This is a genomic window from Dickeya lacustris (genome assembly GCF_029635795.1).
GTDB classification, from domain to species: Bacteria; Pseudomonadota; Gammaproteobacteria; order Enterobacterales; family Enterobacteriaceae; genus Dickeya; species Dickeya lacustris.
The window spans coordinates 1,077,195-1,091,287 of sequence record NZ_CP114280.1 but is presented as its reverse complement, the minus strand read 5'-3'; the positions used below and the strand labels follow the sequence as shown (position 1 = coordinate 1,091,287).

Below are 14,093 nucleotides of genomic sequence, written 5' to 3'. Positions count from 1 at the left end.
GCCACCCTTTTACTATCTATAAGGAATTCTTGTGCTGGTTATATTGGGTTATCTTGTCACTATAGGCTCAATACTTGGCGGTTATCTCACCGTTGGTGGCGAGTTAGGGGCACTGTATCAGCCTTCGGAATTGTTGATTATCGGTGGTGCGGCCGTAGGAGCGTTTATCGTTGGTAACAACGGTAAAGCGATTAAGGCAACGATGAAATCGTTACCGATATTGCTGCAAGGCTCAAAATACACGAAAGCGGTTTATATGGATCTGATGGCGGTGCTGTTTCGCTTAATGGCCAAATCGCGTCAGCAAGGTATGCTTTCGTTGGAATTTGATATTGATAATCCGAAAGAGAGTGAAATCTTTTCTGCCTATCCACGCATTCTGGCTGATAACTATATTGTAGAATTTGTGACCGATTATTTGCGTTTAATGGTCAGTGGTAACATGAATGCGTTTGAAATTGAAACGCTCATGGATGAAGAAATCGAAACGGTCGAACATGAGGTTGAGGTGCCTGCAACTAGCTTGAACCTGATGGGGGATGGCTTACCGGCTTTTGGTATCGTTGCGGCCGTTATGGGGGTTGTACACTCTCTGGCATTTGTCGATCGTCCTGCGGCAGAGTTGGGCATGATGATTGCCCATGCAATGGTGGGGACTTTCCTTGGTATTTTGTTGGCCTATGGGTTTGTTTCTCCGCTGGCATCGTTGCTGCGTCAAAAAAATGCAGAAAAACTCAAAGTGCTTCAGTGTATCAAAGTAACCCTATTATCTAGCCTTAATGGCTATGCACCTCAGATAGCCGTTGAGTTTGGTCGTAAAACGCTTTATTCGACAGTGCGTCCTTCATTTACCGAAATGGAAGAGCATATCCGTAATGTGAAGGCTCCGGCACAGCAGGCATCGGAAAATGACGCATGAAACATCAACATCCGATTATTCGAAAAAAACGTAAATCAGGACATGCTGCACATCATGGCGGCTCATGGAAAATAGCTTATGCTGACTTCATGACTGCCATGATGGCGCTTTTTTTGGTGATGTGGTTGATTGCCATTTCCTCGCCCTCGCAGTTAGCGCAAATTGCTGAGTATTTCCGTACGCCATTAAAAATTGCTATTACGTCTGGCCCTAAAATGAGTGATGCATCTAATCCAATACCAGGCGGCGGTTCAGATCCAACACAGCAAGAGGGCGATGTGAAACGTCAGATCGATACCATGGATGGACGCCTCGAAGAAATTAAGCTCAATAAATTACGCGAACGTCTTGATCAACTGATTGAAGCTGACCCTCGTCTCAAAGCGCTGCGCCCACATTTGCTGATCGAAATGGTTGATGAAGGGTTACGTATTCAAATTATTGATAGTAACAATCGACCTATGTTTAAGACCGGTAGCGCTCAAGTTGAACCTTATATGAGTGATATTTTGAGAGCTATCGCGCCAATTTTGAATGATATTCCTAATAAAATCAGTTTATCGGGCCATACTGATGATGCGAAGTATGCAATGGGAGAGCGCGGTTATAGTAACTGGGAGTTATCTGCTGACCGTGCTAATTCTTCCCGCCGCGAGTTGATTGCTGGTGGGTTAGCTGATGGCAAGGTACTGCGCGTTGTAGGTATGGCTGACACGATGAATCTGAAGCAGGCTAAAGGGGGCAGCGATGCCATTAACCGGCGCATTAGTTTAGTCGTTCTGAACAAACAGGCTCAGGAAAATATTGAACGTGAAAATGCTGAAAGCAGCGCAGTAAACATTGATAAAATAGAAAATTTACAAAATATGGGTATGGAGAAAACCAAACCTGCAGCCGCTCCGGTTGAGAGTGGAAGCAGTACGGCAGTGCCTACACCCGAAAATAATGGGACGCCTGTATCTGGCTCGACTGTGGCTCCTGCTCAGGCACCCGCACCGGCGGCGCCGACATCAGGGGCGAATGGGGTAAACGGCTCATCGTCAAATGGCACATCGACGACAGGCCGGAAACAGCCTACGACAGCATTGCCAGCCGCACCTGATAGTCAGGCGACACCTTCTTCAACAAGCCGCGATTCACAGCAGAGGTGACCCACGTGAGCATGGACATGAGTGCTTTCTATCAAACGTTCTTTGATGAAGCAGATGAATTGTTGGCGGACATGGAGCAGCATTTATTGCAACTTGATCCGTTGGCACCCGATACGGAACAGATGAATGCCATATTCCGCGCTGCTCATTCGATTAAAGGGGGGGCGGGGACATTCGGCTTTACGATATTGCAGGAAACCACTCATATATTGGAAAACCTGCTGGATGGTGCCAGACGCGGTGAAATGCGGTTGAGCACCGATATTATCAACCTGTTTTTGGAAACCAAAGATATCATGCAGGATCAGTTGGATGCTTACAAAACTGCGCAGGAGCCCAACGCTGAGAGCTTTGAGTATATCTGTCAGGCGCTGCGTCAGCTTGCTCTGGAGTCCAAAGAAAGTGGTGCTACCGGAGCTGCCCCTGCCAAGGTAGAGGTTGAAAATACGGTTTCTTCCGCTCCCGCCCAGACAACTTCTGCCGCTAGTGGTGATTCTGGTTTAAGAATCGCGCTGACGGGGTTGAAGGAGTCAGATATTCCTCAACTACTTGAGGAGTTGGGCAATCTGGGAACAGTCAAAGATTCTGTGCAAACCAGCAACAGTGTTGAATTGACACTGGAAACCTCCGCCAGTGAGGATGACATCAGCGCTGTACTGTGTTTTGTTCTGGAGCCAGAGCAGATCAGTTTTAAAACGCCCGCAGATAATATGGCAGCGCCAGTAGCGGCTGCGCCAGCCACACCTGCTGTTGTTGAGCCTGCGCCTGTCGTTCAGCCAGAGCCTGCTGCGCCGGTTACGCCAGCTCAGGCAGCTCCTGCGCCTGTCGCCAAGCCTAATGCAGCTAATGATGCGGCTAAAGGCAGGGCAAAAACTGGTGATACCAGCATTCGTGTGGCCGTTGAGAAGGTTGACCAGCTCATCAACCTGGTAGGGGAGTTGGTTATTACCCAATCGATGTTGGCCCAGCGTTCGAGTGCTCTTGACCCCGTAGCTCATGGCGACTTGCTGAATAGCATGGGGCAACTAGAACGCAATGCGCGCGATCTACAAGAGTCCGTCATGTCGATTCGAATGATGCCGATGGAATATGTCTTTAGCCGCTTCCCTCGTTTGGTTCGCGATTTGGCGGCGAAATTGGGCAAAGAAGTTGAATTGACATTGTTAGGAAGTTCGACTGAACTAGATAAGAGCTTGATTGAGCGTATCATCGACCCGCTGACTCACTTGGTGCGTAATAGCCTTGACCATGGTATCGAATCGCCGGAGAAACGTATCGAGTCCGGCAAATCTGCTGTGGGTAATCTGACGCTGTCGGCAGAACATCAGGGCGGTAACATCTGCATTGAGGTTATTGATGATGGTGCGGGCCTAAATCGTGAGCGTATTTTGGCTAAGGCGTTATCACAAGGGATGGCAGTGAGCGAAAGCATGTCTGACGAAGAAGTTGGCATGTTGATTTTTGCTCCTGGCTTTTCTACTGCGGAAAAAGTAACCGATGTATCTGGTCGTGGCGTTGGTATGGACGTAGTGAAGCGGAATATTCAGGAAATGGGTGGCCATGTTGAAATCCACTTCCAAAAAGGAAAAGGAACAACCATCCGTATTCTGCTGCCATTGACACTGGCTATTCTGGATGGCATGTCGGTAAAAGTGAATGATGAAGTGTTTATCCTGCCGTTGAATGCGGTTATGGAATCCCTGCAACCACAATCGGAAGATCTCTATCCGCTGGCGGGAGGCGAGCGAGTGTTGCAGGTACGTGGCGAATATTTGCCACTGGTTGAGCTGTATCAGGTATTTGATGTCGCCGGAGCGAAAACGGATGCAACGCAAGGAATCGTCGTCATTTTACAAAGTGCAGGCCGCCGTTATGCTCTGCTGGTTGATCAGTTAATTGGTCAGCACCAGGTTGTGGTAAAAAACCTGGAGAGCAATTACCGCAAAGTGCCGGGTGTTTCCGCCGCGACGATTCTGGGTGATGGCAGCGTAGCATTGATTGTTGATGTTTCTGCGTTGCAAGCGCTTTATCGGGAAAAGCGTGTGGTCGAAACCGCAGCTTAACAACGTTTACAGCTATAGATTATTAAAAAGGTGAGAAACATGACTGGACTTGCGAATGTGACAAAGCTAGCAGGCGAGACAGTAGGGCAAGAATTTTTGATTTTTACGCTGGGTGATGAAGAATATGGCGTAGATATTTTAAAGGTTCAGGAAATTCGCGGCTATGATCAGGTTACGCGAATTGCTAATACACCTTCTTTCATCAAAGGTGTGACTAACCTCCGTGGCGTTATCGTTCCTATTGTGGATTTGCGTATCAAGTTCATGCAGCAGGAAGTTGATTATGACGATAACACGGTAGTGATTGTCTTGAATTTAGGGCAGCGCGTTGTTGGTATTGTGGTTGATGGCGTATCAGATGTGCTGTCTCTTACCGCAGATCAAATTCGTCCTGCACCTGAGTTTGCGGTTACGCTGTCAACTGAATATCTAACCGGCTTGGGTTCACTTGGTGAGAGGATGTTAATCCTCGTCGATATCGAGAAACTACTCAGTAGTGAAGAAATGGCGTTAGTAGACAGCGTCATGAAAGTCTGATAAATCAGCAATCAAGGGCCACTTCGGTGGCCCCTATCATTTGGTACCCTCAAATTTATAATCGTAGATTTATAAAGGTGCTAACGCATCATTGATTTTTGTTATAAAGGCTTAATATGCTGAATCGTGTAAAGGTTGTAACAGGGCTCATTATTGTTCTCGGGCTATTTATTTTTCTGCAAGTTATTTCCGGTGGGTTGTTTTTTAATGCGCTTAAATCGGATCGTGATATTTTTACAACGACCCGCGTAATTAATCAGCAGAAATCAGAGCTGGAGTCTACCTGGTCATATTTATTACAGACTCGTAATACGCTCAACCGTGCGGGCACTCGCTATGCGATGGATGCCGCAGGTGGCGTTTCAGGCGGCGTTTCAGCTAAAGAATTGATTGAATTAGCTAAAAAACAGTTGGTTATTGCCAACACGCATTTTGCTAATTATGAAAAAATTCCTTATACCAGCAAGCAGGATCCTGCTGTCGCTCAAGTCATAAAAGAAAATTATACTGCGCTCAATAATGCGTTAAGCGATCTGATTGTTTTCATTTCTAATGGCCGCCTGAAAGAGTTTTTTGACCAGCCCACTCAAAGTTTCCAGGACAAGTTTGAAAAGGCCTATTACTCTTATAAAGACTCTTATGACAAAGTGTATGCTGATGCGGTTGAAGAGAATAATTCAGCCTATTCAACGGCGCTGTGGTTACTGGTAAGCGTTGCTATATTGGTTGTTGTGATATCGCTGATTGTATGGGTGGGTATCAATCGTTCGTTAATTCATCCATTGCATAATCTGATTGAGCATATCCGCCATATGGCGCGGGGCGATTTGACGTCTCGTATTGATTTTCATGGGACGAATGAGATGGGCATGCTTGCCGACAGCCTACGTCACATGCAAACCGAATTTGTGACAACGGTAAGCGCGGTACGCCAGGGTGCAGAAGCTATTGACACCGGTGCTTCGGAAATTAGCGCGGGCAATAACGATCTGTCATCAAGAACTGAACAACAAGCTGCTGCGCTGGAAGAAACTGCGGCCAGCATGGAACAACTCACGTCGACGGTAAAACTGAACGCCGACAACGCACGTCAGGCGAGCCAGCTTGCACGCAGTGCTTCTGAAACTGCGCAAAAAGGCGGCAAGGTTGTCGATAATGTAGTGAAGACCATGCATAACATTGCCGGTAGCTCGCAGAAAATTGCTGATATTACCAGCGTAATTGACGGTATTGCTTTCCAAACCAATATTCTGGCGCTGAATGCTGCGGTTGAAGCAGCACGTGCTGGCGAGCAGGGGCGCGGTTTTGCGGTGGTTGCTGGAGAAGTTCGTAGTCTTGCGCAGCGCAGCGCCCAGGCAGCCAAAGAGATAAAATCGTTAATTGATGACTCCGTTAGTAAGGTTCAGGAAGGCTCGGTGTTGGTAGAAAGTGCCGGTGAGACCATGGGTGAGATTGTGAGTGCTGTTACCCGTGTTACCGATATCATGGGGGAGATCGCTTCTGCATCGGAAGAGCAGAGTCGTGGTATCGATCAGGTTGGTCAGGCTGTCACAGAGATGGATCGTGTTACTCAGCAGAATGCGGCGTTGGTAGAAGAGTCAGCATCGGCGGCTATTGCTCTGGAAGAACAGGTTCGTATTTTGAATCAGGCCGTCGCCGTCTTCCGATTGTCGGAAGAGAATAATAAACCTCGGCGAGTTGCTGCTCCGGTTAGTGCATCATCCAGACCGGCCTTACTGCCCACATCAACCGCCAAGGGTAAGTCTGTCAAGCATGAGAAAAGCGCAGACAATTGGGAAAAATTCTAACGATCTGATCGAGTAATATCATTAACCGGGCAAGGTTGCTGTTGGTTGCTTCGCTCGGTTAATACTGAATATAGACGTGAATTGTTACCTTCTTTGATGCCAATATCTGTGCGGATTTTCACCTGATAGTGTTTGTGTTAGTAGTTTTTCAAGCATGATGACGACTATGTCACGGAATGAAAAAAACAACTGGTAGAATCTATATTGAAGCACCTTACTTAAGATATTTTTAAGGGTTTATGTGGTTTGATAGCATATGCATCACGCCGTTAACCCTGAGCATTTTGAGACAAGGTTAGCAGATTTAGGTTTTGTTACCGTTATTGCACATCTTGAGTTAAAGAAAGGTTTAACGCAGCCGATTGTTATATGTGATGCGTGCAGCGTAAGTGTGTAGTAGCGGTTGCCAGTTGGTTTGAGAAAGCGCGTCGTTTTGATCATTGGAAATGACGCGGAATCTTGGACTAAAGTGCTGGATAAAGCATTGGTGTCATCAGTGGTAACACTGAGATAAATGCAAAAGAAACCCTATGACAACGTTACAGCCATTTCTATGCTGGATACTGGTCGATTAGTTTGACCAGCCAATTGTATTATGAAGCGACATCCTCTTGCATTGTGGAATGATGTCTTGGATTAACGTGTGAAACCTGCAATAGCTGTAATGGGAAGTCTGATTGAAAAACAATAAAATCATCTATCCATTTTCGGGCGGTCAGATATGAAGAATACACCATCGCCAAATCGTTCAGGTTCTACATCCATTTTGAGTCAGATGGTTGAACGGTTACCGCTGTCTGATGTTCATTTTCGGCGTATCAGCCAGCTTATTTATCAGCGTGCTGGTATCGTGCTGGCAGATCATAAGCGAGAAATGGTTTATAACCGTCTTGTCAGGCGGTTGCGTTTATTGGGCATTAATGACTTTGGGCAATATCTGGCCTTACTTGAGTCCGACCAAAATAGCGCTGAGTGGCAGGCATTTATCAATGCACTTACCACTAATCTAACCGCTTTCTTTCGTGAAGCTCACCATTTTCCCATCCTTGCCGACCATGCACGTAAACGTCAGGGAGGGTACAGCATTTGGTGCGCTGCCGCTTCTACCGGTGAAGAACCTTATTCTTTGGCCATGACGTTGGCTGAAGTATATGGAGATCGTGCATCTAATTGCCAAATCACAGCAACAGATATTGATACCCAGGTTTTGGAAAAAGCATCAGCAGGGGTTTACAGACAAGAAGATCTGCGTTCCCTTTCTCCACAGCAAATGCAGCGTTTCTTTTTACGAGGAACCGGGCCGCATAGTGGACTAGTGCGTGTTCGACCAGAATTAGCTAGTATGATTCATTTTCAGCAAGTGAATTTACTCGCGCCAGAGTGGTCTTTACCCGCACCTTTTGATGCTATTTTCTGTCGCAACGTAATGATTTATTTTGATAAAGAAACACAAGAACGTATTTTACGTCGTTTTGTTCCGCTGCTAAAACCGGGCGGTTTATTATTTGCCGGGCACTCAGAGAACTTCAGTCAGATCAGTCGGGAATTTTACCTGCGCGGACAGACTGTATACGGGCTGGCTAAGGAAAGATAATGAGCAAAATAAAAGTATTATGTGTTGATGATTCCGCATTAATGCGCCAGATCATGACTGAAATCATTAACAGCCATCCTGACATGGAGGTGGTGGCAACTGCGCCTGATCCTTTAGTGGCCCGAGATTTAATCAAGAAATTTAATCCGCAGGTGTTGACGCTAGATGTGGAAATGCCGCGTATGGACGGGTTAGATTTTCTTGAAAAGCTTATGCGTTTGCGTCCAATGCCGGTTGTTATGGTGTCATCGTTGACGGGGAAAGGGTCTGAAATTACCCTGCGAGCTCTTGAGTTGGGGGCAATCGACTTTGTTACGAAGCCGCAGCTAGGCATCCGTGAAGGGATGTTGGCGTACAGTGAGCTGATTGCAGAAAAAATTCGTATGGCAGCTAAAGCCCGCCTGCCGCAGCGTAGCGCGTCGCCAGCACCTACCATATTGATCCCCAGTACGCCTTTACTGAGTAGTGAAAAATTGATTGCGATTGGCGCATCAACGGGTGGTACAGAGGCTATCAGGCATGTTTTGCAACCTTTACCGCCAACCAGTCCTGCTCTTTTGATTACTCAACACATGCCGCCGGGTTTTACGAAGTCTTTCGCAGAGCGTCTTAATAAGCTATGCCAGATCACAGTGAAAGAAGCGGAAGATGGTGAGCGTGTTCTGCCTGGTCACGCCTATATTGCGCCTGGCGCTCGCCATTTGGAGCTCTCGCGTAGCGGTGCAAACTATCAGGTAAAACTGCATGATGGTCAGCCGGTTAATCGTCATCGTCCTTCTGTTGACGTACTGTTCCACTCTGTTGCACAGTACGCCGGACGAAATGCAGTGGGAGTTATCTTAACTGGCATGGGAAATGACGGGGCCGCAGGAATGCTGGAGCTTCATAAAGCGGGGGCTTATACCATCGCGCAAAATGAAGCCAGTTGTGTCGTATTCGGTATGCCTCGAGAAGCTATTGCACTCGGTGGTGTCGATGAGGTGGTGGACTTGCACCAGGTGAGTCAGCGAATGCTGGCACAAGTTTCTGCCGGACAGGCATTACGTATATAGCAGCTCCAGGTGAGCAATAATATTAGGAGTAGGTATGGCTGATAAAGAACTCAGATTTTTAGTAGTGGATGATTTTTCGACAATGCGTCGCATTGTCCGAAATCTACTAAAAGAACTGGGCTTCAACAATGTGGAAGAAGCGGAAGATGGCTCTGATGCTCTGAACAAGCTTCGTTCAGGCAGTTTCGATTTCGTCATTTCTGACTGGAACATGCCTAATATGGACGGACTGGAACTGTTGCAGGCTATTCGCGCCGATGGCGCGCTTTCCAAACTCCCAGTGCTGATGGTAACCGCTGAAGCAAAGAAAGAGAATATTATTGCTGCAGCACAGGCTGGTGCCAGTGGTTATGTTGTTAAACCATTTACTGCCGCGACGCTTGAAGAAAAACTGAGTAAGATTTTCGAAAAGCTTGGTATGTAAGGAGATGCCATGAATCCACATCCGATGCCCATTAATGATCATGCATCTGCCACAGAGATTATTTCTCGTATCGGGCAGTTAACGCGTATGCTGCGTGATAGCCTGAAAGAGCTTGGCTTAGATCATGCTATTGCGGAAGCGGCGGAAGCCATCCCAGATGCTCGTGATCGTCTTGACTATGTTGTACAGATGACCGCTCAGGCGGCAGAGCGTGCGTTAAGTTGTGTTGAGGCCGCGCAACCTCGACAGAATCAAATGGAAGAAGAAGCCAAATCCCTGAAAGGCCGTTGGGATCAATGGTTTGAAAATCCTATTGAGCTTGCTGAAGCACGAGAACTGGTAACGGATACTCGTAGCTACCTTGAATCGGTTCCCGATCATACGTCGTTTACCAATGCTCAGTTGCTGGAAATCATGATGGCTCAGGATTTCCAGGATTTAACTGGGCAAGTCATCAAGCGTATGATGGATGTCGTTCAGGAGATCGAAAAACAATTGTTGATGGTATTGCTGGAAAATATTCCAGAAAAACCATCAGAAGCTCGTCGTGCAAACGAAGGCCTGCTAAACGGCCCTCAGGTTGATAAAACAGCGACAGGTATTGTCTCTAACCAAGACCAGGTTGACGATTTGCTGGATAGCTTGGGCTTCTGATTTAACCTCGACACCCATTGCACTGTTGAATGGGCATCGTGGCGTAAAGTATGTGGATTTTTACGATCGGGATGTTCCCGATCGTAAATTCCTGCATCTCACCTGCGTAATGAAATAAATAGCCGCTTATTTTCTTCTTTTTTCTACCCATAACGATAGCCAGATTTTGTCATGCTAGCGCTGTGTAATTTTCGTGTCCGTATGCACCCGCATTAACAGGAGCAGCTGCAGTGGCAGATGATAGTGATCTGGAGAAAACAGAAGCTCCCACACCCCAACGAACGGAGAAAGCTCGCGAAGAGGGGCAGATCCCCCGATCGAGGGAACTGACATCGCTTTTCATGTTGATTGCCGGGTTGGCCATTTTGTGGGGAACTGGTGCCAACATGGCTAGAAAATTGTCTGAAATGTTGGCGAAAGGGCTGATATTTGACCATAACCTCATCAGCGATGAGCGTTTATTTATTTCTCATATAGGAACACTCATTGAGCAGGTTGTTTTTGCGCTCATTCCTCTTCTTTTCGGCCTTGTGGTTGTCGCATTAGCGGCTCCTATTCTGCTTGGCGGGCTTATTTTTAGCACTAAATCCATCAGTTTTGATTTCGGAAAAATGAACCCGTTATCTGGACTAAAACGCATGTTTTCAACGCATGTGGTTGCAGAATTATTTAAAGCGATTTTAAAAGCGGTGATTGTTGGGTGCATAACGTGTTGGTTTCTTTGGCACAGTTGGAACGACATGCTGCACCTTGTTTCTGAACCGCTGGCGAATGCCATAAAGGATGCGCTGAATATTGCGTTGCTCTGTTGCTTTTGGGTTATCCTAGGCCTCTTTCCTATGGTTGCTTTTGACGTATTTTGGCAGATATGGAGCCATATCAAACGATTGCGCATGAGCAAGCAGGAAATTCGTGATGAATACAAAGAGCATGAGGGCGATCCTCATATCAAGGGGCGCATTAGGCAACAGCAGCGTGCTATCGCTCAACGCCGGATGATGGCGGATGTGCCGAAAGCAGATGTTATCGTTACTAACCCAACGCATTATGCGGTTGCGTTAAAATATGACGATAAAAAAATGCAGGCACCGAAAGTGCTGGCTAAAGGAACGAATTTAATCGCTTTACGTATTCGTGAATTGGGTACCGAGCATCGTATCCCGATTCTTGAGGCACCGCCGTTAGCGCGCGCGCTTTATCGCCATACAGAAATTGGGCAGCAAATTCCTACCGGATTGTATGCTGCCGTTGCTGAGGTACTGTCGTGGGTCTATCAACTTAAACGTTGGAAACGAGAAGGCGGCTTGATTCCGCGTAAACCTAAAAACTTACCTGTGCCGGATGCACTGGATTTTGCTAAAGAGAAAACAACCGATGGCTAACTTGGCCTCTTGGCTTCGCCTACCAGGCAATATGAAAGGTTCACAGTGGCAGGCTCTCGCTGGGCCTATTTTGATCTTGCTTATCCTATCAATGATGGTTTTGCCGTTACCGCCATTCATTCTGGATTTGCTGTTTACCTTTAATATTGCGCTTTCCATTATGGTTCTGCTGGTCGCAATGTTCACCCAGCGTACACTGGATTTTGCCGCATTCCCGACGATATTGCTGTTCTCTACATTATTACGATTATCGCTCAACGTTGCCTCAACCCGTATTATTTTAATGGAAGGGCATACTGGTGCGGCGGCGGCAGGGCGTGTTGTTGAAGCCTTTGGCCATTTTCTGGTCGGCGGTAATTTTGCAATTGGTATCGTGGTGTTCATCATCCTGGTGTTAATCAACTTCATGGTTATCACCAAGGGTGCCGGTCGTATTGCGGAAGTTGGTGCCCGTTTTACATTGGATGGCATGCCTGGCAAGCAAATGGCGATTGATGCTGATCTCAACGCCGGCTTGATTGGTGAGGACGAAGCGAAAAAGCGTCGTTCTGAGGTTACTCAGGAAGCGGACTTTTATGGCTCAATGGATGGTGCCAGTAAGTTTGTGCGTGGTGATGCGATAGCGGGCCTCATGATCATGGCGATTAACGTCATTGGCGGCCTTTTGGTTGGTGTGGTTCAACATGACATGGTGTTAGGTCAGGCGGTAGAAAACTATACGCTGTTGACCATCGGTGATGGTTTGGTCGCCCAAATCCCCGCATTGGTTATCTCTACTGCCGCTGGTGTTATCGTTACGCGCGTGGGCACGAATCAGGATGTCGGGCAGCAAATGGTAACACAGCTGTTCAATAACCCTCGAGTCATGATCCTCAGTGCCGCAGTCCTGGGATTGATTGGTTTAGTCCCAGGTATGCCTAACTTTGTCTTTTTACTTTTTACCGGCATTTTATTGGGTTTAGCCTGGTGGATGAAAAAAGGTGAGAGCCGAGCTGAATTTGAGTCGGCACAAACCGCATCGGCTGTACCTACAGCGCCACCGATAGTAGAAGCCAGTTGGTCAGACGTGCAATTAGAAGACCCATTAGGCATGGAAGTGGGATATCGACTCATACCCATGGTGGATTTCCAGCAAAATGGCGAGCTTTTGGGGCGTATACGGAGTATCCGTAAAAAATTCGCCCAAGAAATGGGGTTCCTGCCTCCTGTTGTGCATATTCGCGATAATCTGGACTTACAGCCTGCAAGCTATCGTATCTTAATGAAAGGCGTTGAGATTGGCAGTGGTGAGGCCCATCCTGGACGCTGGATGGCGATTAACCCCGGCAATGCGGTTGGTACGTTGGCTGGCGATGCGACTAAAGATCCCGCTTTCGGGCTGCCAGCCGTTTGGATAGACACGTCTTTGAAAGAACAGGCGCAGATCCAAGGGTATACTGTTGTTGAGGCCAGTACGGTCGTTGCAACCCACTTAAACCATTTACTGAGCCTGCATGCAAGCGAGCTATTTGGTCGTCAGGAAGCGCAGCAACTGATGGATCGTGTTTCGCAAGAGATGCCTAAATTAACAGAAGACTTTATCCCGGGCGTGGTCACATTAACGACGTTGCATAAAGTGTTGCAGAATTTGTTAAGTGAACAGGTTTCTATCCGCGATATGCGCACTGTGATTGAAACATTGTCAGAGCACGCTCCGGTGCAAAATGACCCTTACGAATTGACGACCGCCGTGCGTATCGCTCTCGGTCGCGCAATTACTCAACAATGGTTTCCTGGTGATACAGAATTGCAGGTTATCGGCCTTGATAGCGCACTAGAGCGATTATTATTGCAGGCCTTGCAAGGCGGCGGTGGGCTGGAACCGGGATTGAGTGACCGACTGCTCACTCAGGCACAGCAGGCGTTGCAGCGCCAGGAAATTCTGGGGGCGCCTCCCGTCTTGCTAGTCAATCATGCATTGAGGGGGCTGTTATCGCGCTTTCTTCGTCGCAGTCTGCCACAGGTTGCCGTGTTATCTAATCTTGAAATCACGGATAGCCGCCAGATAAGAATGACATCAATGATTGGTGAGTCGTCTTGATGAAGATCTCAGCTATCCGGTGGATAGGTGTTGGGGGCGCACTATGTGGCCTCCTTATCGGTAATGTGTATGCGCAGCAAGGAGGATGGAGTGCCAGTGTTACTGGTCCATCCTTTGGCTATAGAGGGGCGCAGTTGTCATCGTCTGCTCTTTTGCCTCCAACCAGCTTGCAAGTGCCTGCCGACGGCACGGTGACGTCTGTCCATTGGCGATATCAATTGGCGCAGGCTGCACCGATAGATCTCGACGTACAGCTCTGTGCAGCTAATCGCTGTACTCGCTTGGATAGTGGCAGTGGACAAACGTATGCTCTACAAGGTATTCCTGCAAACAGTACGTTTCAGATGGTCTTTTCTGTCCCGGGAAGTGGGAGAATGGCGACGCCTGTAGAGGTGCTCACGAGTGAGATATCTGTAAATTATCGCTGAT

The 14,093-nt window shown here is 47.5% G+C and carries 12 protein-coding genes; all 12 read left to right on the top strand.

What is annotated here, in order from left to right:
* Positions 1-31: 31 nt before the first annotated feature.
* The 12 genes from motA (at position 32) to O1Q98_RS04835 (ending at position 14,092) form a co-directional block, all read left to right on the top strand.
* Complete coding sequence (motA, locus tag O1Q98_RS04890; protein ID WP_125260028.1) at positions 32-919, top strand: flagellar motor stator protein MotA; 888 nt, start codon at positions 32-34, stop codon at positions 917-919.
* Positions 916-2,070, top strand: coding sequence for a flagellar motor protein MotB (gene motB, locus O1Q98_RS04885; protein ID WP_125260027.1), 1,155 nt, complete (start codon positions 916-918; stop codon positions 2,068-2,070). Before motA ends, motB begins: the two co-directional genes overlap by 4 nt.
* 11 nt (positions 2,071-2,081) lie before the next feature.
* Entirely contained in the window at positions 2,082-4,133 is a 2,052-nt protein-coding gene (gene cheA, locus O1Q98_RS04880; protein WP_125260055.1) for a chemotaxis protein CheA, read from the top strand.
* A 39-nt stretch (positions 4,134-4,172) separates the two neighbouring features.
* The gene (gene cheW, locus O1Q98_RS04875) at positions 4,173-4,670 is read left to right on the top strand and encodes a chemotaxis protein CheW (protein WP_013318523.1); all 498 of its coding nucleotides are present in this window, start codon (positions 4,173-4,175) and stop codon (positions 4,668-4,670) included.
* Positions 4,671-4,786: 116 nt separating this feature from the next.
* A complete protein-coding gene (locus tag O1Q98_RS04870) occupies positions 4,787-6,478 on the top strand; it encodes a methyl-accepting chemotaxis protein (RefSeq protein ID WP_125260026.1) in 1,692 nt (563 codons plus the stop codon).
* Between the two features lie 721 nt (positions 6,479-7,199).
* Complete coding sequence (gene cheR, locus O1Q98_RS04865; RefSeq protein ID WP_125260025.1) at positions 7,200-8,072, top strand: protein-glutamate O-methyltransferase CheR; 873 nt, start codon at positions 7,200-7,202, stop codon at positions 8,070-8,072.
* On the top strand, positions 8,072-9,124 hold the full coding sequence (locus O1Q98_RS04860; RefSeq protein WP_125260024.1) for a protein-glutamate methylesterase/protein-glutamine glutaminase: 1,053 nt from the start codon (positions 8,072-8,074) through the stop codon (positions 9,122-9,124). Before cheR ends, O1Q98_RS04860 begins: the two co-directional genes overlap by 1 nt.
* Before the next feature lie 34 nt (positions 9,125-9,158).
* A complete protein-coding gene (gene cheY / locus O1Q98_RS04855; protein ID WP_035343013.1) occupies positions 9,159-9,548 on the top strand; it encodes a chemotaxis response regulator CheY in 390 nt (129 codons plus the stop codon).
* A gap of 9 nt (positions 9,549-9,557) precedes the next feature.
* Positions 9,558-10,202 carry a protein phosphatase CheZ gene (cheZ, locus tag O1Q98_RS04850; RefSeq protein WP_125260023.1) on the top strand — a complete coding sequence of 215 codons (645 nt, stop codon included), beginning with the start codon at positions 9,558-9,560 and terminating at the stop codon, positions 10,200-10,202.
* Positions 10,203-10,432: 230 nt separating this feature from the next.
* Positions 10,433-11,584, top strand: coding sequence for a flagellar biosynthesis protein FlhB (flhB, locus tag O1Q98_RS04845; RefSeq protein WP_125260022.1), 1,152 nt, complete (start codon positions 10,433-10,435; stop codon positions 11,582-11,584).
* Positions 11,577-13,664 (top strand): flagellar biosynthesis protein FlhA, encoded by a 2,088-nt coding sequence (flhA, locus tag O1Q98_RS04840; RefSeq protein WP_125260021.1) that lies wholly within the window; start codon positions 11,577-11,579, stop codon positions 13,662-13,664. The genes flhB and flhA overlap by 8 nt, the downstream gene beginning before the upstream one ends.
* Complete coding sequence (locus tag O1Q98_RS04835) at positions 13,664-14,092, top strand: flagellar protein FlhE (RefSeq protein ID WP_125260020.1); 429 nt, start codon at positions 13,664-13,666, stop codon at positions 14,090-14,092. Before flhA ends, O1Q98_RS04835 begins: the two co-directional genes overlap by 1 nt.
* The last annotated feature ends 1 nt before the right edge of the window (position 14,093 follow it).

Bases quoted from the DNA above. Each gene is read 5' to 3' on its own strand.
- O1Q98_RS04870 (WP_125260026.1), top strand. From the start codon at position 4,787: ATGCTGAATCGTGTAAAGGTTGTAACAGGGCTCATTATTGTTCTCGGG.
- flhA (WP_125260021.1), top strand. From the start codon at position 11,577: ATGGCTAACTTGGCCTCTTGGCTTCGCCTACCAGGCAATATGAAAGGT.
- cheY (WP_035343013.1), top strand. From the start codon at position 9,159: ATGGCTGATAAAGAACTCAGATTTTTAGTAGTGGATGATTTTTCGACA.
- cheZ (WP_125260023.1), top strand. From the start codon at position 9,558: ATGAATCCACATCCGATGCCCATTAATGATCATGCATCTGCCACAGAG.
- motB (WP_125260027.1), top strand. From the start codon at position 916: ATGAAACATCAACATCCGATTATTCGAAAAAAACGTAAATCAGGACAT.
- cheR (WP_125260025.1), top strand. From the start codon at position 7,200: ATGAAGAATACACCATCGCCAAATCGTTCAGGTTCTACATCCATTTTG.
- O1Q98_RS04860 (WP_125260024.1), top strand. From the start codon at position 8,072: ATGAGCAAAATAAAAGTATTATGTGTTGATGATTCCGCATTAATGCGC.
- O1Q98_RS04835 (WP_125260020.1), top strand. From the start codon at position 13,664: ATGAAGATCTCAGCTATCCGGTGGATAGGTGTTGGGGGCGCACTATGT.
- cheW (WP_013318523.1), top strand. From the start codon at position 4,173: ATGACTGGACTTGCGAATGTGACAAAGCTAGCAGGCGAGACAGTAGGG.
- cheA (WP_125260055.1), top strand. From the start codon at position 2,082: ATGGACATGAGTGCTTTCTATCAAACGTTCTTTGATGAAGCAGATGAA.